Origin of the sequence: Allobosea sp. ASV33 (genome assembly GCF_016428755.1) — a bacterium.
GTDB lineage: Bacteria > Pseudomonadota > Alphaproteobacteria > Rhizobiales > Beijerinckiaceae > Allobosea.
Genome location: NZ_JAELTI010000026.1, coordinates 14,642 through 35,029 on the forward strand (window position 1 = coordinate 14,642; position 20,388 = coordinate 35,029).

At 66.7% G+C, this 20,388-nt stretch carries 19 protein-coding genes; 9 read left to right on the forward strand and 10 right to left on the reverse strand.

Annotated features, from left to right (window positions below):
* Positions 1 to 88 precede the first annotated feature (88 nt).
* Positions 89 to 1,447, forward strand: a complete 1,359-nt coding sequence (locus JHD80_RS10450) for an esterase-like activity of phytase family protein (protein WP_199086860.1) — start codon at positions 89 to 91, stop codon at positions 1,445 to 1,447.
* 129 nt (positions 1,448 to 1,576) lie between these two features.
* Here the strand turns inward: JHD80_RS10450 and JHD80_RS10455 are convergent, their stop codons facing one another.
* The 4 genes from JHD80_RS10455 to nth form a co-directional block, all read right to left on the reverse strand.
* Positions 1,577 to 2,395 (reverse strand): ATP-binding cassette domain-containing protein, encoded by an 819-nt coding sequence (locus tag JHD80_RS10455; protein ID WP_199086785.1) that lies wholly within the window; start codon positions 2,393 to 2,395, stop codon positions 1,577 to 1,579.
* A gap of 9 nt (positions 2,396 to 2,404) precedes the next feature.
* Positions 2,405 to 3,772, reverse strand: a complete 1,368-nt coding sequence (locus tag JHD80_RS10460; RefSeq protein WP_199086787.1) for a sugar ABC transporter permease — start codon at positions 3,770 to 3,772, stop codon at positions 2,405 to 2,407.
* Positions 3,702 to 4,748, reverse strand: coding sequence for a D-xylose ABC transporter substrate-binding protein (gene xylF, locus JHD80_RS10465; protein WP_199086789.1), 1,047 nt, complete (start codon positions 4,746 to 4,748; stop codon positions 3,702 to 3,704). The genes JHD80_RS10460 and xylF overlap by 71 nt, the downstream gene beginning before the upstream one ends.
* Before the next feature lie 143 nt (positions 4,749 to 4,891).
* On the reverse strand, positions 4,892 to 5,593 hold the full coding sequence (nth, locus tag JHD80_RS10470; RefSeq protein ID WP_199086791.1) for an endonuclease III: 702 nt from the start codon (positions 5,591 to 5,593) through the stop codon (positions 4,892 to 4,894).
* A gap of 20 nt (positions 5,594 to 5,613) precedes the next feature.
* On the opposite strand from nth, the gene JHD80_RS10475 reads away from it, so the two are divergent.
* Positions 5,614 to 6,156, forward strand: coding sequence for a DUF2244 domain-containing protein (locus JHD80_RS10475; protein ID WP_248311479.1), 543 nt, complete (start codon positions 5,614 to 5,616; stop codon positions 6,154 to 6,156).
* On the opposite strand, the gene JHD80_RS10480 is transcribed toward JHD80_RS10475, so the two are convergent.
* A complete protein-coding gene (locus JHD80_RS10480) occupies positions 6,141 to 6,761 on the reverse strand; it encodes a class I SAM-dependent DNA methyltransferase (RefSeq protein ID WP_199086793.1) in 621 nt (206 codons plus the stop codon). The two genes, JHD80_RS10475 and JHD80_RS10480, sit on opposite strands and share 16 nt — an antisense overlap.
* A 368-nt stretch (positions 6,762 to 7,129) precedes the next feature.
* On the opposite strand from JHD80_RS10480, the gene JHD80_RS10485 reads away from it, so the two are divergent.
* Complete coding sequence (locus JHD80_RS10485) at positions 7,130 to 8,026, forward strand: methylated-DNA--[protein]-cysteine S-methyltransferase (protein WP_248311482.1); 897 nt, start codon at positions 7,130 to 7,132, stop codon at positions 8,024 to 8,026.
* 8 nt (positions 8,027 to 8,034) lie between these two features.
* Here JHD80_RS10485 and JHD80_RS10490 read toward each other — a convergent pair whose 3' ends face one another.
* Together JHD80_RS10490 and JHD80_RS10495 are read right to left on the reverse strand one after the other, a co-directional pair.
* Positions 8,035 to 9,735, reverse strand: coding sequence for a hypothetical protein (locus tag JHD80_RS10490; protein WP_199086797.1), 1,701 nt, complete (start codon positions 9,733 to 9,735; stop codon positions 8,035 to 8,037).
* 150 nt (positions 9,736 to 9,885) lie between these two features.
* Positions 9,886 to 11,064, reverse strand: coding sequence for a fumarylacetoacetate hydrolase family protein (locus JHD80_RS10495; protein WP_199086799.1), 1,179 nt, complete (start codon positions 11,062 to 11,064; stop codon positions 9,886 to 9,888).
* Positions 11,065 to 11,267: 203 nt separating this feature from the next.
* Here JHD80_RS10495 and ugpB point away from each other — a divergent pair, with 203 nt between their 5' ends.
* From ugpB to JHD80_RS10520, 5 genes are all read left to right on the forward strand, one after another.
* Positions 11,268 to 12,587: a sn-glycerol-3-phosphate ABC transporter substrate-binding protein UgpB gene (gene ugpB, locus JHD80_RS10500; RefSeq protein ID WP_465246513.1), complete on the forward strand. Its 1,320-nt coding sequence runs from the start codon at positions 11,268 to 11,270 to the stop codon at positions 12,585 to 12,587.
* A gap of 70 nt (positions 12,588 to 12,657) precedes the next feature.
* Positions 12,658 to 13,539: a sn-glycerol-3-phosphate ABC transporter permease UgpA gene (gene ugpA, locus JHD80_RS10505; protein ID WP_199086803.1), complete on the forward strand. Its 882-nt coding sequence runs from the start codon at positions 12,658 to 12,660 to the stop codon at positions 13,537 to 13,539.
* Complete coding sequence (locus JHD80_RS10510) at positions 13,539 to 14,288, forward strand: creatininase family protein (protein WP_199086805.1); 750 nt, start codon at positions 13,539 to 13,541, stop codon at positions 14,286 to 14,288. Before ugpA ends, JHD80_RS10510 begins: the two co-directional genes overlap by 1 nt.
* Positions 14,288 to 15,136: a sn-glycerol-3-phosphate ABC transporter permease UgpE gene (ugpE, locus tag JHD80_RS10515; protein WP_199086807.1), complete on the forward strand. Its 849-nt coding sequence runs from the start codon at positions 14,288 to 14,290 to the stop codon at positions 15,134 to 15,136. Before JHD80_RS10510 ends, ugpE begins: the two co-directional genes overlap by 1 nt.
* Positions 15,137 to 15,143: 7 nt before the next feature.
* The gene (locus JHD80_RS10520; protein ID WP_199086809.1) at positions 15,144 to 16,223 is read left to right on the forward strand and encodes a sn-glycerol-3-phosphate import ATP-binding protein UgpC; all 1,080 of its coding nucleotides are present in this window, start codon (positions 15,144 to 15,146) and stop codon (positions 16,221 to 16,223) included.
* A 125-nt stretch (positions 16,224 to 16,348) separates the two neighbouring features.
* Here the strand turns inward: JHD80_RS10520 and hemW are convergent, their stop codons facing one another.
* From hemW to rph, 3 genes are all read right to left on the reverse strand, one after another.
* The gene (hemW, locus tag JHD80_RS10525) at positions 16,349 to 17,548 is read right to left on the reverse strand and encodes a radical SAM family heme chaperone HemW (protein ID WP_199086811.1); all 1,200 of its coding nucleotides are present in this window, start codon (positions 17,546 to 17,548) and stop codon (positions 16,349 to 16,351) included.
* Positions 17,545 to 18,192, reverse strand: a complete 648-nt coding sequence (gene rdgB / locus JHD80_RS10530; RefSeq protein WP_199086812.1) for an RdgB/HAM1 family non-canonical purine NTP pyrophosphatase — start codon at positions 18,190 to 18,192, stop codon at positions 17,545 to 17,547. Before rdgB ends, hemW begins: the two co-directional genes overlap by 4 nt.
* Positions 18,193 to 18,344: 152 nt before the next feature.
* Positions 18,345 to 19,061 carry a ribonuclease PH gene (gene rph / locus JHD80_RS10535; RefSeq protein ID WP_061970926.1) on the reverse strand — a complete coding sequence of 239 codons (717 nt, stop codon included), beginning with the start codon at positions 19,059 to 19,061 and terminating at the stop codon, positions 18,345 to 18,347.
* A gap of 144 nt (positions 19,062 to 19,205) precedes the next feature.
* Between rph and hrcA the strand changes: the two genes are divergently transcribed.
* Positions 19,206 to 20,291, forward strand: a complete 1,086-nt coding sequence (gene hrcA, locus JHD80_RS10540; RefSeq protein WP_199086814.1) for a heat-inducible transcriptional repressor HrcA — start codon at positions 19,206 to 19,208, stop codon at positions 20,289 to 20,291.
* The last annotated feature ends 97 nt before the right edge of the window (positions 20,292 to 20,388 follow it).

Below are 20,388 nucleotides of genomic sequence, written 5' to 3' on the forward strand. Positions count from 1 at the left end.
AGGCTGTCACGGAACGGTCGCGGCGCTGTCGTCGCGCCGCAATCCGGGCGGGCGAAGCGAGGGCTTCGCCTCATCCTGGAGCTATCTCATGCGCCTGCCGCTCATCGCCGCCCTGTTGCTCTCTTCGACCGTTCTCGCGGGAGCGCAGGACGCACAGAAGGAATTCCCGTCGAAGCTCGTCGGCCATGCCCTGCTGCCGGCGAACACCATCATCCCCGCGCCGGCCGATGCGCCGGCCGACCTCAAGGTCTCCGGCAAGTTCGTCACGCCGGGCAAGCGGGTCGAGGCGGTCGGCAGCGTTATGGGCACCTCGGGCGGCCGCCCGACCGGGCTCTCCACCCCCTTCGCCGGCCAGCCCGTGCAGGGCTTCTCCGGCATCCGCTCGCTCGGCAATAGCGAATTCCTCGTGCTGACCGATAACGGCTTCGGCGCCAAGGCGAATTCGCCCGACGCGATGCTGTTCTTCCACCGCCTCAAGGCCGATTTCGGCAAGGGCGTGGTCGAGCGGCTCTCGACCACCTTCCTGCACGATCCCGACAAGAAGATCCCCTTCCGCATCGTCCATGAGGGCACGGAAAAGCGCTACCTGACCGGCGCGGATTTCGATCCCGAGTCGATCCAGCCGATCGGCGGCAAGGTCTGGATCGGCGAGGAGTTCGGCCCCTACCTCATCCGCGTCGATGCCAATGGCAAGGTCGAGGCGGTGTTCGAGACGCTGGTCGACGGCAAGCCGGCCCGCTCGCCGGACCATTACGCCATCACGACGCCGGGGGCGCCGGACCAGAGCGTTGCCTTCAACGTGCGCCGCTCGAAGGGCTTCGAGGGCATGGCGCAGTCGCCGGACGGCCGCTTCCTCTATCCGCTGCTCGAAGGACCGCTCTGGAACGCGGAGACCAAGGGAAACGAGGAGATCGATGGCAAGGACGTGCTGCGCATCCTTGAATTCGATGTCGCCAATGAGAAATGGACCGGCCGCTCCTGGTTCTACCCGCTGGAGCTGAAGGGCAACGCCATCGGCGACTTCAATATGATCGACGGGTCTACAGCGCTCATTATTGAACGCGATAACGGCGAAGGCACCGCCGACAAGGCCTGCGCCCCCGGCCAGAAGGGTCCGGACTGCTTCCACGATCTCGCCAAGTTCAAGCGCGTCGTGAAGATCGAGATGACCGAGGCGAATGTCGGCAAGCCCGTGCGCAAGGTCGGCTTCATCGACCTGATGAAGATCGCCGATCCCGACCGCAAGGCGAAGCAGGGTGCCATCGACGGCGTGCTGCCCTTCCCGTTCTTCACCATCGAGAATGTCGACGTGGTCGATCGCGCCAACGGCATCATCGTCGTCGGCAACGACAACAACCTGCCCTTCTCCTCCTCGCGCGACCCGAAGAAGGCCGACGACAACGAGCTGGTCCTGCTGTCGGTGAAGGACCTGCTCGACGCGAAGTGAGCAGCAGGTAGAGCGCCGTCATTCTCGGGCGAAGCATCGCTTCGACCCGAGAATCACATGTAGTAAAGGGCGCCTTTCTGTCCTGAGATGCTCGGGTCAAGCCCGAGCATGACGGCTTCTGGCGCCCGCCTATGTCTTGAGCGCCCCCGGCCCCGCCACCGCGGCCGGCGGGCATTTGCCCGAGATGATCATGCCCAGCACCTCGTCCTGGGTGACGTCAGCCGTGCGGGCGGTGCCGACGACCTTGCCGTTCTTCATCACCGTGACGCGATCGGCGAGATCGAAGACATCATGCAGGTCGTGGCTGATCAGGAAGATGCCGATGCCCTGTTTCTTGAGCTGCAGGATGAGCTCGGCGACCTGCTTGGTCTCGGCAGGGCCGAGCGCCGCCGTGGGCTCGTCCATGATCAGCACGCGCGCGTTGAAATAGATCGCGCGGGCGATCGCGACCGACTGGCGCTGGCCACCGGAGAGGGCCTTTACCGGCTCCTTGAAGCGCCGGAAATGCGGGTTGAGGCGGCCCATCACCTTGCGGGTCTCGGACTCCATTGTCGCGTCGTCGAGCGTGCCCCAGCCGGTCAGCAATTCGCGGCCGAGGAAGATATTGGCGGCAGCGTCGACATTGTCGGCGAGCGCGAGCGTCTGGTAGATCGTCTCGATGCCGTGGCGCTTGGCGTCGCGCGGGCTTGAGACCGTGACCTCCTCCCCGTCGACCCGGATCAGGCCCGAATCCGCCTTGTAGGCGCCCGAGAGGATCTTGATCAGCGTCGATTTGCCGGCGCCGTTATGGCCGAGCAGGCCGACGACCTCGCCCGGCATCAGGTCGACGCTCGCGCCATCGACCGCCTTGATGCCACCGAAGGCGATCGAGATCTCGCGCATCTCGATCAGGGGCTTACCCTGGCCGGGATGGGTCTCGGCGAGAACGGCCGGTTCCGCGATGCTCATCGCTTCCTCCTAGCCCAGCCGCTTGCGGTAGAGCCCGTCGAGCCAGACCGCGAGCACGAGGACGATGCCGACGACGATGTTCTGCAGGGGGGCGTCAACGCCGATCAGCACCATGCCGGATTGCAGCGACTGCATCACCAGCGCCCCGAGCATCGCGCCGGCGATCGTGCCGACGCCGCCGGCGAGCGAGGTGCCGCCGATCACGGCGGCGGCGATGACATAGAGCTCGTCCAGCGTGCCGGCGGCGTTGGTCGCGGCGTTCAGACGGGCCGTGGAAATGCAGGCGGAGATGCCGACGAGCACGCCCATCAGCCCGAAGACCAGCGTCAGGACCTTGCGCGTGTTCACGCCGGAGAGCTGCGCCGCTTCCGGGTTGCCGCCGATCGCGAAGACATAGCGGCCGAAGCGCAATCGCTTGGCGAGGAAGGTGATGACGACGCCGACGCCGAGCGCCATCAGCACGGGGACGGCGAGGCCATGGCCGATGCTGAACCCGCCTTCCGGCCAGGTGCCGCCCTTCGCTTCGACGAGGCGTCGCGCCACGCCGGCCGGCAGGATATAGGCGTTCGCCACCAGCACCATGGCCAGCACGGCGGCGCAGCCGAGCCCGGCGATGGCGATCTCGGCCCAGAGCGGGCGCAGCACGAAGCCGAAGCGCTTGCGTCGGCGCCGGATCAGCGCCGCGCCCAGGCAGATCACGGCGCAGAGCGCGATGCCGATCGCCCAGGAGGCGCTGGTGCCGATCGCGCCCTCGATGCCGCCGCCGAGCGGGCGGAAGCGCGAATCCATCGGCGCGATGGTCTGGCCCTGCGTCACCCACCAGGCCGCGCCGCGCCAGACCAGCAGCCCGCCGAGCGTGACGATGAAGGAGGGGATGGCGAGATAGGCGATCAGCGCGCCCTGCAGCAGCCCGACGAGCCCGCCCAGCGCCATCGCCAGCAACAGGCTGGCCAGCCAGGTCAGCGGGTGTTCCAGGCCCCAGAGCTCCGGTAGCAGCCGGACCTGCACCAGCCCGACCACCATGCCGACGAAGCCGAGCATCGAGCCGACCGAGAGGTCGATATTGCGGGTGACGATGACCAGCACCATGCCGCAGGCCATGATCGCGATCGAGGCGGTCTGGACCAGCAGGTTCCACAGGTTGCGCGGCGTCAGGAAGGCGCCGTCCGACAGCCAGTTGAAGCCGAACCAGATCACCGCGAGCGCGGCGACCATGCCGATCATGCGCGGATCGAACTCGATCTCGCGTAGACGGTCGGCAAGGCCGCGCGCCTCCCGCACCGGGCTGGCCGGCGCGGGGGCAGTTTCAGTCACAGGCCTTGACCTTGCCGGCCGCGACGCCCTGGCAGACCGCCGCCTTCGGCGCCCAGCCGGCATCGATCACGACATTGAGGTTCTCCCGGGTCACCGGCACCGGCGTCAGGAACAGCGCGGTCATCTTCTGCTTGGACGGGCCCTGGTCCCAGCTCACCGATTTCGGGATCTCGTTGAGCTTGGTGCCGCCGGCGAGCTTGAGCGCGATCTCGGCGGCGTTTCGCCCGAGCTCGCGCGCATCCTTCCAGATCGTCACGGTCTGGGTGCCCAACGCGACGCGGTTGAGCGCCGCGCGGTCGGCATCCTGGCCGGAGACCGGCACCGAGCCGGCCATGCCCTGCGCATCCAGCGCCGCGATCGCCCCGCCGGCCGTGCCGTCATTGGCGGCGATCACGGCATCGACCTTGTTCTGGTTGCGCGTCAGGATCTGCTCCATGTTGCGCTGGGCATTGGCCGGCAGCCATTGATCGGTGAAGGCCTCGCCGGCATTCTTGATCTTGCCGCCGTCGATCGCGGGCTTCAGCACCTCGATCGAGCCCTGGTAGAGGAAGCCGGCATTCGGATCCTGGCTCGAGCCCTTGATGAAGACATAGTTGCCGGCCGGCTTCGCCTTCTGGATTTCGCGCGCCATCATCCGGCCGACCTCGACATTGTCGAAGGTCAGATAAAAGACCTGCGGAATCTCGATCAACCGGTCATAGCCGACGACGGCTATGCCCTCGTTCACGGCCTTCTCGACGGCGGGGCGGATCGCCTGCGCATCCTGCGCCAGCACGATGATCGCCTTGGCGCCGCGCGCGATCAGGCTCTCGACATCGGTGAGCTGCTTGGCCGGCGAGGACTGCGCGTCGGCAGAGAGATAGGTGCCGCCGGCCTTCTCGATCGCCGCCTTGATCGCGGCCTCGTCGGTCTTCCAGCGCTCTTCCTGGAAATTGGACCAGCTGACCCCGACGACGGGTCCTTTGGATTGGGCGAAAGCGCCGGCATGAACGGACAGGGCGGTGACGGCGATGCTCGCCGCGAGGACGAAACGCTTCATCTGGATGATCTCCCGAGCTTCCTCCGCCGCAGACTCTCAGGCTTCTCCGAGCCCCGAAGGCATCCGGCGTGGGAAGCTCAGCCCAGCCGCCGAGGGCTGTCAAGCAGACGAAGGGAGGGCTCTCGCTGCGTCAGGCGGGAGGATCAGGCGATCCGTTTGTCCGGGGAATCGCAGAGGTCGTTCTGGATGCAGCGTTCGCATTCCGGCCGCAGCGCCTTGCAGGTATAGCGCCCGTGCAGGATGAGCCAGTGATGGGCGTGCCGGCCGAATTCCGGCGGCACCGCCTTCTCAAGCCCGAGCTCGACCTGCAGCACGTTCTTGCCGGGCGCGATGCGCAGGCGGTTGGCGATGCGGAAGACATGGGTGTCGACGGCGTGGGTGATTTCGCCGAAGGCGATGTTGAGCACGACATTGGCGGTCTTGCGGCCGACGCCGGGCAGGCTTTCCAGCGCCTCGCGCGTCGCCGGCACCTCGCCGCCATAGTCCGCGATGAGCTTCTCGCAGAGCGCGATCACGTTCTTCGCCTTGGTGCGGAAGAGCCCGATCGTCTTGATGTAGTCGCGCACGGTCTCCTCGCCGAGCGCGAGCATCTTGGCGGGCGTGTCGGCGATGGCGAAGAGCGGGCGCGTCGCCTTGTTGACGCCGGCATCGGTCGCCTGCGCCGAGAGCACGACGGCGACCAGCAGCGTGAAGGCGTTTACCGATTCCAGCTCGCCCTTGGGCTCGGGATTGGCGGCCTGGAAACGGCGGAAGATCTCGTAGATCTCCGCCCGCTTGCGCGCGCGCGGCAACGTGATGCGCTTTGCCGGCGCAGCCGTGCGAGGGGGCCTGTTCCGCTGATCCATGACGGCGTTATAATCGTCGCATGACACCCGGCAATAGCACCGGCACGAAGATGACTGACAGCGAGATCGCGGACGCGTTGCAGCGGCCGGTCTTCGACGCCACGATCACGCCGCATCGCTCGCTCGGCCAGAACGGCTTCCGCATCGTGATGACGCTGGTCTGCCTGGCGAGCGTCGTCTCCTCGATTCCCTTCGTCGTGCTCGGCGCCTGGCCGGTCGCCGGCTTCTTCGGCATCGACGTCATCGCGCTCTTCGTCGCCTTCCACGTCAATTTCCGGCATGCGCGCGCCTTCGAGCGCATCGTGGTGACGCCGCTGGAGGTGTTGCTGCGCAAGGTCTCGCATCACGGGCGCGAGGCGGTCTGGCGCTTCAATCCGGCCTGGACCCGGCTCGAACGCCAGACGGACGAGGATTACGGCCTGCTCGGCTTGAAGCTGGTCTCGCGCGGGCAGAGCGTCGCGATCGCCTCGGCGCTCTCGCCGCATGAGCGCTCGGGCTTCGCCGATGCGCTGGGTTCGGCGCTGTCGAGCGCCCGCCGTGGGCCGGACTACAACGCGCCCTGAGCGGGCGCGGCCTGGGCGAGCCAGATCGTATGGCCGCCGCAGTCCGGATCCTCGGCGACATGGTCGATGACGGTAAAGCCGTTCTCCGCCAGCAAGGCCCGGTACTCTCCGGAATCGAGGCTGCCATGATAGAGCGCCTCGCCCTCGAAGCTGCCGATCGCCTCGCCATGCGCCGGGCCGCTGGTGAACATCAGGGCGGCGCCCGGTGCGGCATGCGCCGCGAAAACCTTGAACATCCCGCGCTGGTCCTCCGGCGTCAGGTGGAAGACCGAATCCCAGGCGATCAACCCGCCGAAGCGGCGCCCGAGGGCGAGCCGGCGCATGTCGGCGACCTGCCAGTCGCCCTCCGGAAAGCGCGCCCGGCACAACGCGATCATCGCCGGGGCGGAATCGACGCCGGTGACGGCATGGCCTTGCGCGCGGAAATAGCTGGCGATCGGCTGGCCGGTGCCGCAGCCGATATCCAGGATAGTGGCTTCGGGTGATAGCTGGCGCCGGAATCGCGCGAGCCAGGCTCCCTCGTGCAAGGTTTTGCCGCGCTGGCGGTCATAGCTGGCGGCATGGCGCTGGTAGAGATCGATGACGGTTTCGGCGGGGGAGGTCATGCACGCGCCTTTCGGTCTGTTCCCGACGATGAAGCATAGCGTCCGGCAAGAACAGCGCCGTCATTCCGGACAAGCCGCGTCGGCGGCGCCGATCCGGAATCCATCGTAAGGCGCGACACCCTACAATGGATTCCGGGTCAAGCCCGGAATGACGATGCATTGTCTGGATAGGGCATTCCATCCGAGATGTATGGTGGCGCCCGCAACCCCGCCCTTGCCAGCTTTCGGGTGGGAGCGGCATAGTGGGCGCCCTAGATTCGCATCATGACGAATGATGCGAGGCTCCCATGAACGCTCATGCTTCCATGAAAACGGCGATGACCCCGACGCGCTTCTCCAATGCGGTGCTGGCGCGCGCCACCGATGCCATGCCGAGCGAGGCAGATTTCCCCGCCGTCGCCCCCGGATCCGACTACGACACCGTCCGGCGCATTCTCTCCTTCATCACCCATAACTGGCGCGAGCAGCCGACGATCGAGGCGATCGCCGAGGCTGCCGGCGCGACCCCGACCGATGTCCACCATCTCTTCCGGCGCTGGTGCGGTTTGACGCCGAAGGCCTTCCTGCAGGCGATCACGCTCGACCATGCCAAGGGGCTGCTCTCCGCCTCGGCCAGCATCCTCGACACGGCGCTCGAAGTCGGCCTCTCCGGTCCCGGCCGCCTGCACGATCTCTTCGTGACGCATGAGGCGATGTCGCCCGGCGAGTGGAAGACTGGCGGCGAGGGCCTGAAGCTCTCCTACGGCTTCCATGCCTCGCCCTTCGGCGAAGCGCTGATCGTCGTCACCGACCGCGGCCTGGCCGGCCTCGGCTGGGTCTCGAACAGCGTCGACGGCGGCAAGGTCGTCGGCGGCCGGGCCGAGGCGCTGGCCGACATGATGCGGCGCTGGCCCCATGCGGACTATCATTATGACCCGGCCCTGACCGCGCCCTATGCCGGTCGCATCTTCGAGCCCAAGGCCTGGTCGGCGGAGACGCCGCTCAGGGTGGTGCTGATCGGCACCGATTTCGAGGTGCGGGTCTGGGAAACGCTGCTGCGCATCCCCGTAGGCTGCGCCACCACCTATGGCGAGGTCGCCAGCCATATCGGCAAGCCGAGCGCGGCGCGGGCCGTGGGCGCGGCGGTCGGCAAGAACCCGATCTCCTTCGTGGTGCCCTGTCATCGCGTCATCGGCAAGTCCGGTGCGCTGACCGGCTACCATTGGGGCCTGACGCGCAAGCGCGCCATCCTCGGCTGGGAAGCCGGCCAGACGGCGGCCGGCTGATCCGGCGATTATTTCTTGAGATACATGTCCCAGCAGGGCGCGAGCGCGATCCGCTCGCGCCCTTCGAGCGCTGCGGCGAAATGGCTGCGGATCATCTCGCGCGGCGTCGTCACCGGGCATTTCGGCATCAGGATCGCGTCGGTCTGGCGCAGGGCTTCCAGCGTACCCGGCTCCAAATCGGGCGTGCTCCGGCCGGGGTCGACGCCAACGGGCACGACGCGCGGCGGCGTCCGCTGCAGCAGGACGTTCAGCGGATCGACGAAATCGAAGGTGAAGAAGCCGTTGAGCTCGCGCTTGCTGGCGCGCTCCCAGGCCCGGATCGCGCCGATGGCCTGCTGGATTTCGAGCATCCAGGTCGCCTGATAGTCGATCTCCGAATAAAGGATATAGGAGGGCAGGATGTCGCGCCGCAGCAGGTCGCGATAGCCCTCGGGCTGTGTCGCGTAGTGGTCGAGCATCGCGGCGGCACGCGCGGCGATGTCCGGCTTGACGCTCACCCGGCCGAGCGGCCCGAGATCGGGCACATCGAGCGCGACATAGCTCGGCGCGCTCATCAGCGCGCGCATTCCCCGCTCCGCGCAGATGACCGCGCTGGGCAGCGTGACCGCGAGCACGAGCACGAGAACCACGGGCCGCATGCGGTCGTCGCGACGCTCCCACCAGTCCAGAAGCAGCGGCAGGACGATCGGCCAGAGCCCGATGAATTCGAGCGAGCCGGTATTCTGGGTCTCGAACAGGGCGAGCGCGAACAGCCCCGCCGCGAACCAGCCGATCGGGGCGTCCGCCAGCGCCCGCCAGCCGGCGAGCGTTGCCGGCAGGCCTTGGCGCCAGGTGACATAGGCGAGCGCGGCGAGCAGGAGAAGCGACGGCCCGATCACGTTGAACTTGACCGAGGCGACGGTGAGGAAGCGCGGCAGCAGCGTGCCGGTATTGAGCCCGAGCAGGGTCAGGATATCCAGGACATAGGCCGAGCTCAGCCCGGTCGCGAGCTCGAGCACGCCCAGCGCCAGGAGGACCAGCGCGGCGGCCGCGGCCGCGTCGCGAAAACGCATCCGCCCGCTGAGCGTGGCATAGCCGACGAGCAGCGTGCCGGAGACGGCACCGGTGACCTTGGTCAGGAACAGCGCCAGCATCAGCACGGCCACGAGCGCGATCTGCAAGCCGCGCCGCTGCGTGAAGATCAGGGTCGCGATCAGCAGGTAGAGCAGCAGCGCGACATGGCGGTTGTAGAAGCCGTATCCGTCGAAGCCGGGCGAGGGATAAAGCGCGTGCAGGTTGATCGGCAGCGCCGCGAACAGCAGGAAGGGCAGCACCAGAGCCAGCGCCTGCGGGCGCGAGCGTCGGGACACCTCGCCGGCGATCAGGGCCAGCGCCGGCAGCATGATCGGCAGCAGCGCCCAGTTGATCAGCAGCATCGGCTGGGCATGCGGGAAGACGGCGTCGAGCGCGGCCGCGAGATAGAAGCCGAGCGGACCGACCGGCGCGAAGAAATCGATGGTCGGGACCTGGCCGAGGCCGATGCGCTGGATGGCGTCGAGATAGACCACCGTATCCCAGGCATTCGGCCCGAGCGGCAGCCGCAACGGCAGCATCAGCCCCGCGACGGCGATCACCGTGAAGGCCATGATCCATGCGAGGGGCGAAGCGGCGATCCGCCCTGCCGCGCTCCTGCTGCCTGCCGGGGAGTGCCGTCTCCCGATCTCGCTCATCGCCACGCCGAACCCTCCTGGTCCAGCCTGCTCTGTGGCAGAAAAAACTTACCAGCAGCCTGACAAAACCGCTGGTTGTCGCCGAAATTCGGCAAGAACCAGCGGTTTCGAACGGCGTCTATGTTTGCTGGGTCCCGGGTCGGCTTCCGCTCAGAGCAGGCCCTGCTTCGCCAGATGGCGCATCAGATGCGAGGCGCCATAGGTCCAGGGCGCGCATGCGTCGGTGCGCTTCATCCGGTTGACGAGGCTGCCGAGCTCGGTGGCCGCGATCGTAACGATGTCGCCGTATTTATGGGTGAAGCCGCCGCCGGGCGCATCGCGATCCTTGATCGGCGCGAACATGGTGCCGAGATAGAGCGCCGCCCCGTCCGGGTATTGGTGATGCGGGCCGATCATCTGCGCGGCGAGATCGGCGGGGTCGCGGCTGATCTTGGCGATCGAGGAGGAGCCCTCCAGCCGGAAGCCGTCCTCGCCCTCGACGGTGAGCGTCACCGTGGTCCGGCGGACATGGTCGAGCGTGAAGCCGGCATCGAACAGGCGGATGAAGGGACCGACCGCGGCGGCGGCATTGTTGTCCTTGGCCTTGCCGAGCAGCAGGGCCGAGCGACCCTCGACGTCGCGCAGGTTGACGTCGTTGCCGAGCGTCGCGCCGACGATCGCGCCCGTCGAGGCGACGATCAGCACGATCTCCGGCTCCGGATTGTTCCAGCTCGAGGCCGGGTGCAGCCCGGCATCCGCGCCTGTGCCGACCGTCGACATCGGCGGCGCCTTGGTGAAGATCTCGGCATCCGGCCCGATCCCGACTTCGAGATACTGGCTCCAGGCGCCCTGCTTGATCAGGACCTCCTTGAGATGCATCGCCTCGGGCGAGCCGGGCTTCAGCTTGGAGAGATCGTCGCCGATCAGCTTGCCGATCTCGTCGCGGATCGTCGCGGCGGCGGCCGGGTTGCCGCGCGCCTTCTCCTCGATCACGCGCTCCAGCATCGAGACGGCGAAGGTGACGCCGGCCGCCTTCACCGCCTGCAGGTCGAGCGGGGAGAGCAGCCAGGGCCGCTTCTGATCGCGCCCGTCCACAGGCGTGTTGGCGAGGATCTCGGCGAGCGCGCCGATCGTCTCGCCCTCGGCGGCGCGCAAGGCGGCGGCGGGGTCGGCGCTTTCGCAGAGGTCGCGGCTGGTCGGGAAGCTCCGGGTCACGTCGATCACCTGCCCGTCGCGCACCGTCACCACGGCCGGTCCGCCGAGATCGGGGCGCCAGACGCGGCCGGCGAGCGTGGCGGTATTGGCGTCCGCGGGCAGGGTTGCGGTCAAGGCAAGGTCGAGGCTGGGCATGGCGGCATCCACGGACGGATTCGGATCGGGAGCGCAGATCAACCGGTTATGCGCGAATGTGCAACCCGGACCGAGACCATAGGCGGATTGCGCGGGACGTCATCGATTTGTCATTGAAATGTCGCCTGCGCTTCATGCTAGCTTGCGCACCAACGACAAGAACCGCAGCGCGCCCGCGCGCGGAAGGGAGACACCCCATGACCATCAAAACGCGCATCCTGATGTCGGTCGCGGCCTTTGCGCTGGCTGGCGCCTCGCCCGCCCTTGCGCAGACCGAGATCCAGTGGTGGCACGCGCTGACCGGCGCCAATAACGACGTCGTCGTCAAGCTCTCCGAGGATTTCAACGCCTCGCAAAAGGACTACAAGGTTGTCCCGGTCTACAAGGGCTCCTATCCCGACACGCTGAACGCCGGCATCGCCGCCTTCCGAGCCGGCCAGGCGCCGCATATCCTGCAGGTCTTCGAGGTCGGTACCGGCACGATGATGTCGGCCAAGGGCGCGATCAAGCCGGTCCACGAGGTCATGAAGGAAGCCGGCGAGAAGTTCGATCCGAACGCCTATCTGCCTGCGATCACCGGCTACTATTCGACGGCCAAGGGCGACATGCTCTCGATGCCGTTCAACTCCTCGTCGATGGTGATGTGGTACAACAAGGACGCCTTCAAGAAGGCGGGCCTCGACCCGGCCAAGCCGCCGAAGACCTGGCCCGAGACCTTCGAAGCCGCCAAGAAGCTGAAGGCCGCCGGCTACGACAAGTGCGCGGTCTCGAACGCCTGGGCGACCTGGGCGAATATCGAGCAGTTCGGCGCCTGGCACAACATTCCGCTCTCGACCAAGGTCAACGGCATGGCCGGCTTCGACGCCGTCTTGAACTTCAACAAGAGCCCGGCCTTCCTGAAGCACTGGACCAATCTGGTCGAGCTGCAGAAGGACAAGACCTATGACTATTCCGGCCGCACCAACAATGGCGAAGGCCGCTTCACCTCGGGCGAATGCCCGATCTTCCTGACCTCCTCGGGCTTCTTCGGCAACGTCAAGGCGAACGCCAAGTTCGACTGGGGCAATGCCCCGATGCCGTATTATCCGGACGTGCAGGGCGCCCCGCAGAACTCGATCATCGGCGGCGCTTCGCTCTGGGTGATGGGCGGCAAGAAGGCGAACGAGTACAAGGGCGTCGCCAAGTTCTTCACCTTCCTCTCCGATGTCGACCGCCAGGTGAAGCTGCACACCGAGTCGGGCTATCTGCCGATCACCAAGGCGGCCTATGAGAAGGTCAAGGCGTCCGGCTTCTACAAGGACAAGCCCTATCTCGAGACCCCGATCCTCGAACTGACCAACAAGACCCCGACCGACAACTCGAAGGGCCTGCGCTATGGCAGCCTCGTCCAGATCCGCGACATCTGGTCGGAGGAGCTGGAGGCGGCGCTGAACGGCCAGAAGTCGCCGCAGGCGGCGCTGGACGCGGCGGTCGAGCGTGGCAACCAGATGCTGCGCCAGTTCGAGCGCTCCGCGGCGCGCTGATAGCGCTTGCATATCCAGGGCCATCCCGGACAGATGCGTTCGGGATGGCCGTTTCGTTCCAGGGAAGCCGATGCAGAAGAACGCATACTTCAAGGGGCTGACGATCCCCTTCCTGCTGCTTCTGCCGCAGCTCGCCATCACCGTCGTGTTCTTCTACTGGCCGGCGAGCCAGGCGGTCTGGCAGAGCTTCCTGATCGAGGACGCCTTCGGCACCTCGACGGAGTTCGTCTGGTTCGAGAACTACCAGGCGCTCTTCTCTGATCCCGGCTATCTCAAGGCCTTCATCAACACGGCTGTTTTCTCGACCTTCGTCTGCGTGTTCTCGCTCTCGATCGCCCTGCTTTTCGCCGTGATGGCGGACCGGCAGATCCGCGGCGCCGAGATCTACAAGACCTTGCTGATCTGGCCCTATGCCGTGGCGCCTGCCATTGCCGGCGTGCTCTGGCTATTCATGTTCGACCCCTCGCTGGGCATGCTCGCCCGCGGCCTTCAATCCCTGGGCATTCCGTGGAATCCGCGGCTTAACGGCAACCACGCCATGCTGCTGGTCATCCTCGCCGCGACCTGGAAGCAGATCAGCTACAATTTCCTGTTCTTCCTCGCCGGCCTGCAATCGATCCCCAAGAGCGTGATCGAGGCGGCCGTGATCGACGGCGCCCGGCCGATGCGGCGCTTCTGGACCATCGTCTTCCCGCTGCTCTCGCCGACGACCTTCTTCCTGCTCGTCGTCAACATCGTCTACGTCTTCTTCGACACCTTCGGCATCATCGACACCATCACCGGTGGCGGCCCCTCGGGCGCGACCGAGACGCTGGTCTACAAGGTCTTCTCCGACGGCAAGGGCGGCTCCAATCTCGGCGGTTCCGCGGCGCAGTCGGTGATGCTGCTGATCATGGTGATCGGGCTCACCGCGGTGCAGTTCCGCTTCATCGAGCGCAAGGTCAGCTACTGATGGCCTCCGTGCTCTGGATGGACCTCACCGCCGAGGAACTGCGTGCCAAGGCCGCGACAGACGCGATCGTCGTCCTGCCCGTCGCCTCGATCGAGCAGCACGGCCCGCATCTGCCCGTCGGCGTCGATACGATCCTGTGCAGCGGCGTCTGCAAGGCGGCGGCCGAGCGCGCTGACGATGTCGATGTCGTCGTCGCGCCGACGCTGTGGTGCGGCATGGCCGAGCATCATATGGCCTTCGGCGGCACCTTCACCTTCGACATCCCGAGCTATCGCGCCGTGCTGCTCTCGTTGCTGAAGAGCATCGAGCGCCACGGCTTCCACCGCGTGCTGATCGTCAACGGTCATGGCGGCAACATCGCCGCGCTCACCGCCTTCCTGCCCGATTTCGCCCGCGAGACCCGGCTGCATGTCGAGGCGACGACCTATTTCATGCTGGCTGAGGCAGCGTTCCCGCCGCTGCTGGAAGACCAGAAGAGCGTCCAGCATGCCTGCGAGGTCGAAACCTCGATGATGATGGTGCTGGCGCCGGGCTCGGTCCGCGAGCCGCGCTTGGCCGAGGCCTTCGGCGCGCTGAACGGCCTGCCGGGGCGGCCGACCGTTTCCCGCCACCGCTCCTTCCAGGAGATGACCGAGACCGGCGTGATCGGCGATGCCCGCCGGGCGACGCCTGCCAAGGGCCAGGCCTGCCTCGAGGCTTGCGCCGATGCGCTCGCCGGATTGCTGCGCGAGATGGGGAGGGCCGCCTGATGGTCGAGGACCGCCGCATGGGCGACCTGATCGCCTATATCATCCTGACGATCGGGGTGCTGATCGTCGCCTTCCCGGTCTGGCTGACCTTCGTCGCCTCGACCTGGGACGCTTCCACCGTGATCAACGGCGAGATGCCGCTCTATCCCGGCCCGTATTTCCTGGAGAACTACAAGCGCATCCTCTTCGTCGGCACGTCCAGCACGACGCGCGAGCCGGTGATCGGGATGATGCTGAACTCCTTCATCATGGCGATGGCGATCGCGCTGGGAAAGATCTTCATCTCGGTACTCTCGGCCTATGCGGTGGTCTATTACCGCTTCCCGTTCCGCATGGCGGCGTTCTGGATCATCTTCATCACGCTGATGCTCCCGGTCGAGGTCCGCATCTTCCCGACCTTCAAGATCGTCTCCGATCTCAACATGCTCGACACCTATCAGGGTCTCGCCATCCCGCTGATCGCCTCGGCGACGGGCACGCTGCTGTTCCGGCAGTTCTTCATGACGATCCCCGACGAGTTGCTCGAAGCCTCCAAGATCGACGGCGCCGGCCCCTTCAAATTCTTCAAGGACACGCTGATCCCGCTCTCGATGACGACGATCGCGGCGCTCTTCGTGATCCAGTTCATCTATGGCTGGAACCAGTATCTCTGGCCGCTTCTGGTGACGACGAAGGACTCGATGCAGACCATCGTCATCGCCATCAAGAAGATGATCGTCACCGCCGACGCCCTGACGGAATGGCAGCTCGCCATGGCCACTGCCATGCTGGCGATGCTGCCGCCCGTCCTCGTCGTCATCGCCATGCAGAGGCTCTTCGTGAAGGGCCTGGTCGAAACCGAGAAGTAATCCGCGAATGGCCCAGGTCACTCTCAGCAACGTCAAGAAGGTCTATGCCGGCGGCGTCGAGGCCGTGAAGGGCGTCTCCTTCGACATCCCCGATGGCGGCTTCTGCGTCCTCGTCGGCCCTTCCGGCTGCGGCAAGTCCACGCTTCTGCGCATGGTCGCCGGGCTGGAGACGATCTCGTCGGGCGAGGTCGCCATCGGCAACCGCGTCGTCAACGAGATCGAGCCGGCCGACCGCGACATCGCCATGGTGTTCCAGAACTATGCGCTCTACCCGCATATGAACATCTACGACAACATGGCCTACGGCCTGCGCAACCGCGGCACGCCGAAGGACGAGATCGACAAGCGCGTGAAGGAGGCCGCCCGCATCCTGGCGATCGAGCCCTTCCTGGAGCGCCGGCCGCGCCAGCTCTCCGGCGGCCAGCGCCAGCGTGTCGCCATGGGCCGCGCCATCGTGCGCAAGCCGCAGGTCTTTCTTTTCGACGAGCCGCTTTCCAACCTCGACGCCAAGCTGCGCGTGCAGATGCGCGTCGAGATCAAGAAGCTGCAGCGCGCGCTCGGCGTCACCGCGATCTACGTCACCCATGACCAGGTCGAGGCGATGACGCTCTCCGACAAGCTCGTGGTGATGAATGCCGGCCAGGTCGAGCAGATCGGCCTTCCCGCAGAGGTCTACCGCAAGCCGGCGAGCAAGTTCGTCGCGACCTTCATCGGCTCGCCGCCAATGAACATCCTGCCCGGCGCCGTCGATGGCCCCGGCATTATCGCGCTCGGCGACGCCATCATCGAGGTCCGCGACCTGCGCGAGGACCTGGCGGCCCAGGTGCCGGTCGAGGTCGGCCTGCGTCCCGAGGATGTCGAGATCGCCTCGGAAGGGCAGGCGGGCTCGCTGCCCTTCGATGTCGAGTTCATCGAGGAGCTCGGCGCGACCCAGCTCTTCCACGGCAAGCTCTCCGGCCAACCCTTCGTGATGCAGGCGGCGACCGGCGAAGTCGCGGCGCAGGAAGGCCGGCTCTGGATCACCGTCGACCCCGACAAGGTCCATGTCTTCGACCCGAAGACGGGCGTGCGATTGGGCAAGGGCTGACGCCGAAAGGGCGCCGTCATGCTCGGGCTCGACCCGAGCATCTCAGGACGCGGAGGCTCCGGAGCCTCTTCCTGAACGAGATTCTCGGGTCTGCGTTTCGCTCCGTCCGAGAATGACGGTGAGCTTCAAGCCGCGAGATCGGCCACCAACGCGTCGAGCAGCAGCGCGCCGTCCGGCGTTGCCGCGAGCCGGCCGCCGGTGCGCTCCATCAGCAGCTTCTCGTCGATCAGGCTGGCGACGCGATTGGCGTTGAGGTCTCGTCCCGCAAGCGCCTTGAACACCTTGGGATCGATGCCCTCGACGAGGCGCAAGCCCATCAGCAGGTATTCGTCGCCCTGCGCTTCCTCGGACAGCCGCTCGTTCTCGACCAGCGCGTGGCCCTCGGCCTCGACGCGCTCCAGCCAGACTTCAGGCCGCTTCTCGGTCGAATGCGCCATCCGGCCTTCACGCGTCACCAGCCGGCCATGGGCCCCGGGGCCGATGCCGGCATATTCGCCATAGTGCCAGTAGACGAGATTGTGCCGGCACTCGGCGCCGGGCCGCGCATGGTTCGAGATCTCGTAGACCGGCAGGCCGTGTTTGGCCGTGATCTCCTGCGTGATCTCGTAGAGCGCGGCGCCCGCGTCATGGTCGGGAATGGCGAGCTTGCCGGCGCGGAACAGCCGCTCGAAGGCCGTGCCGGGCTCGATCGTGAGCTGGTAGAGCGAGAGATGCTCGGCCGCATGGCTGATCGCCAGTTCCAGCTCGGCGCGCCAAAGCGCAGGCGTCTGCAAGGGCGAGCGGGCATAGATCAGGTCGAAGGAATAGCGCTCGAAATATTGCCGCGCGATCGCGACGGCGGCGAGCGCCTCCTCGGCGGAATGCATCCGGCCGAGCGCCTTGAGATCGGCATCGTTCAGCGCCTGCACGCCGAGCGAGACGCGGTTGACGCCGGCCGCGCGGAAATCGCGGAAGCGCCCAGCCTCGACGCTGGTCGGGTTGGCCTCCAGCGAGACCTCGCAATTGGGGTCGACCGCCCAGTATTCGCCGATGGCATCGAGGATCGCGCCGACCGTCGCCCCCTCCATCAGCGAGGGCGTGCCGCCGCCGAAGAAGATCGAGGAGACCGTGCGTCCCGGCACCAGCGCGGCGCGATGAGCGATCTCGCGGCGGAAGGCGGCGATATAGCGCTGCTGGTCCGGCGGCTGCAGCCGGACATGGGAGTTGAAGTCGCAATAGGGGCATTTGGCCAGGCAGAATGGCCAATGCACATAGACGGCGAAGCCCGCATCCGCGGTCGGATGCAGGCGCGATGGCCGCGCCGCGAGGGCGGCCGGGGCACTCAAGAGGGCTTCCTCAGGCAGGCGGCCGCGAGCACATGGAAGGCGCGCGCGCGATGCGACAGGCCGGGCGAGCCATCGGCCGGAATGCCGTGCTTCTCCTGCGCCGTCATTTCGCCGAAGGTCTTGTCATGGCCGTCAGGCAGGAAGATCGGGTCGTAGCCGAAGCCGCCCAGGCCGCGCGCCTGCTCGGTCACGGTGCCGAAGACGCGGCCCTCGAACAATTCCTGATGCCCGTCCGGCCAGGCGATCACCAGCGCCGAGACGAAATGCGCCTTGCGCTTGTCCGGCGTGATGGCACCGCGCTTGGCGAGCTCCATCTGTACGCGCCCGATCGCGGGGGCGAAGTCCTTGCCCGGTCCGGCCCAGTTGGCCGAGAACAGGCCGGGCGCGCCGTCGAGCGCGTCGATGCAGATGCCCGAGTCGTCGGAAAGCGCGGGCAAACCGCTGGCGCTTGCCGCGGCAACCGCCTTGATCGCGGCGTTCTCCGAGAACATGTAGCCGTCCTCGACCGGCTCGGGCAGGCCGAGCTCTCCGGCCGAGACGAGCTCGATGCCATAGGGCGCCAGCAACTCGCGCATCTCGCGCAACTTGCCCTGGTTATGGGTCGCGATCACGACCTTGCCGGTGAGGAGGCGGTGGCTGGTCACTGGTCTTGCCTTTGAGGCTTACGAAACACGCCGTCATCCCGGGCTTGCCCCGGGATCCATCGTAGAGCGTCGCAATCTACGATGGATCCCGGATCTTCGCTTCGCTGCGTCCGGGATGACGCGGAGGTGAGGAGCGAAGCGATCAATAGGGCTTACGCCACCGCCGCCTTTTGCAGCGTGACCAGCTTGGCGACGCCGCCCTTGGCGAGCTTGAGCAGCGCGAGCAGCTCTTCTTCGGAGAAGGGCGCGCCCTCGGCCGTGCCCTGCACCTCGACGATGCCGCCGGAGCCGGTGATGACGAAATTCGCGTCGGTCTGGGCGCCGGAATCCTCGACATAGTCGAGATCGATCACCGGATTGCCGGCGACGATGCCGCAGGAGATCGCGGCGACATGGTCCTTGAGCGGGTTCGTGCCCTTGAGCAGGCCGCGCCCTTCCATCCATTTCAGGGCGTCGTGCAGCGCGACCCAGGCGCCGGTGATCGAGGCCGTGCGGGTGCCGCCATCGGCCTGCAGCACGTCGCAATCGACGACGATCTGGCGCTCGCCGATCGCGGTGAGATCGACCACGGCGCGAAGCGAGCGGCCGATCAGACGCTGGATTTCCTGCGTGCGGCCGGAGGGCTTGCCGGAAGTGACCTCGCGGCGCGTGCGCTCATGCGTGGCGCGCGGCAGCATCGAATATTCGGCGGTGACCCAGCCTTTGCCGGTGCCGCGCAGCCACGGCGGCCCCTTTTCCTCGACGGTCGCGGCGCAGAGCACCTTGGTCTCGCCGAACGTGACCATGCAGGAACCCTCGGCATAGCGCACCACGCCGCGTTCGAGCGTGACCTTGCGCATCTCGTCGGCGGCGCGTTTGGAGGGTCGCATGAAATATTCCTGTCTTGCGGGGAAGTGGCGGCTTGTAGGCGTTTGCGTCGTGCGCGGCAAGGCACGGACGGGTACTGCCCCTTGATCCCCGCGCTTTGGATGACGACAATAGGGTTAGAACGACCGTTCACCTGAAAAAGGTTCATGAGCGCCCACACCCCCCGCCCCGAGACGATGAGCGGCTTGGTCGAGACCGACCAGCGCTCGCGCGAGATTTTTCGCCAGATCGTCGACGGCTATCTGACGACGGGGGAGCCCGTCGGCTCGCGCAATATCGCCCGCCTGCTGCCGATGGCGCTGTCGCCGGCGACGGTGCGCAATGTCATGACCGATCTTGAGCTGGCGGGCCTGATCTATGCGCCGCATACCTCGGCCGGGCGCCTGCCCACCGAGAGGGGCCTGCGCTTCTTCGTCGACGCGATGATGGAGGTCGGCAATCTTACCACCGAGGAGCGCGCCCGCATCGAGGCGCAGATCAGGGTCGCCGCCAGCAACCGCAATCTCGACCAGACCCTGACGGAAGCCTCGGCCCTGCTCTCAGGCCTGTCGCGCGGCGCCGGCGTCGTCGTCACCACCAAGGCCGATGTCCGGCTGAAGCATATCGAATTCGTCCGCCTCGATCCGGCCCGCGCGCTGGTCGTGCTCGTCTCGGAGGACGGCACGGTCGAGAACCGCCTGCTGGCGCTCCCGCCCGGCCTGCCGGCCTCGGCCTTGAGCGAGGCCGCGAATTTCCTGAACGCCCGCATCCTCGGCAAGACGCTGGCCGAACTGCGCAGCGAGATCGGCGGGCAGCGCGCCCTGATGGAGCGCGAGCTCGATGTGCTGACGGCCCGGCTCGTCGAAAGCGGCATTGCGACCCAGGCCGGCCCCGGCAGCGACCGTCATCTCATCGTGCGCGGCCAGGCCAACCTGCTCGACGATCTCCGGGCGCAGGAGGATCTCGAGCGCATCCGCATGCTCTTCGGCGACCTGGAGACGCAGACCGACGTCATCGACCTGCTGACCCGCGCCGAGGATGGCGACGGCGTGCGCATCTTCATCGGCTCGGAGAACAAGCTGTTCTCGATGTCCGGCTCATCGATGGTCGCCGCGCCCTTCCGCGACGCCGAGCAGCGCATCGTCGGTGTCGTCGGCATCATCGGCCCGACGCGCCTGAACTATGCCCGCATCGTCCCGATGGTCGACTACACCGCCAAGGTCGTCGGCCGCCTGCTGGACGGCAGCCGCTAGACCCGCGCTCTCCCTTTGAAAAATGCGCCGTCATTCCGGGCTTGACCCGGAATCCATCGTAGGGCGCGTCGCCTTCCGATGGATTCCGGATCGGCGA

What these genes read in the sequence shown, in the direction of transcription:
- hrcA (WP_199086814.1), top strand. Translation starts at nt 19,206, where the DNA reads ATGAGCGCCCACACCCCCCGCCCCGAGACGATGAGCGGCTTGGTCGAG.
- JHD80_RS10460 (WP_199086787.1), bottom strand. Translation starts at nt 3,772, where the DNA reads ATGCCGGCTGGGCGCCGAAGGCGGCGGTCTGCCAGGGCGTCGCGGCCG.
- JHD80_RS10520 (WP_199086809.1), top strand. Translation starts at nt 15,144, where the DNA reads ATGGCCCAGGTCACTCTCAGCAACGTCAAGAAGGTCTATGCCGGCGGC.
- JHD80_RS10480 (WP_199086793.1), bottom strand. Translation starts at nt 6,761, where the DNA reads ATGACCTCCCCCGCCGAAACCGTCATCGATCTCTACCAGCGCCATGCC.
- rph (WP_061970926.1), bottom strand. Translation starts at nt 19,061, where the DNA reads ATGCGACCCTCCAAACGCGCCGCCGACGAGATGCGCAAGGTCACGCTC.
- ugpE (WP_199086807.1), top strand. Translation starts at nt 14,288, where the DNA reads ATGGTCGAGGACCGCCGCATGGGCGACCTGATCGCCTATATCATCCTG.
- ugpA (WP_199086803.1), top strand. Translation starts at nt 12,658, where the DNA reads ATGCAGAAGAACGCATACTTCAAGGGGCTGACGATCCCCTTCCTGCTG.
- JHD80_RS10450 (WP_199086860.1), top strand. Translation starts at nt 89, where the DNA reads ATGCGCCTGCCGCTCATCGCCGCCCTGTTGCTCTCTTCGACCGTTCTC.
- xylF (WP_199086789.1), bottom strand. Translation starts at nt 4,748, where the DNA reads ATGAAGCGTTTCGTCCTCGCGGCGAGCATCGCCGTCACCGCCCTGTCC.
- JHD80_RS10475 (WP_248311479.1), top strand. Translation starts at nt 5,614, where the DNA reads ATGACACCCGGCAATAGCACCGGCACGAAGATGACTGACAGCGAGATC.
- JHD80_RS10485 (WP_248311482.1), top strand. Translation starts at nt 7,130, where the DNA reads ATGCCGAGCGAGGCAGATTTCCCCGCCGTCGCCCCCGGATCCGACTAC.
- nth (WP_199086791.1), bottom strand. Translation starts at nt 5,593, where the DNA reads ATGGATCAGCGGAACAGGCCCCCTCGCACGGCTGCGCCGGCAAAGCGC.
- JHD80_RS10490 (WP_199086797.1), bottom strand. Translation starts at nt 9,735, where the DNA reads ATGAGCGAGATCGGGAGACGGCACTCCCCGGCAGGCAGCAGGAGCGCG.
- JHD80_RS10455 (WP_199086785.1), bottom strand. Translation starts at nt 2,395, where the DNA reads ATGAGCATCGCGGAACCGGCCGTTCTCGCCGAGACCCATCCCGGCCAG.
- JHD80_RS10510 (WP_199086805.1), top strand. Translation starts at nt 13,539, where the DNA reads ATGGCCTCCGTGCTCTGGATGGACCTCACCGCCGAGGAACTGCGTGCC.
- JHD80_RS10495 (WP_199086799.1), bottom strand. Translation starts at nt 11,064, where the DNA reads ATGCCCAGCCTCGACCTTGCCTTGACCGCAACCCTGCCCGCGGACGCC.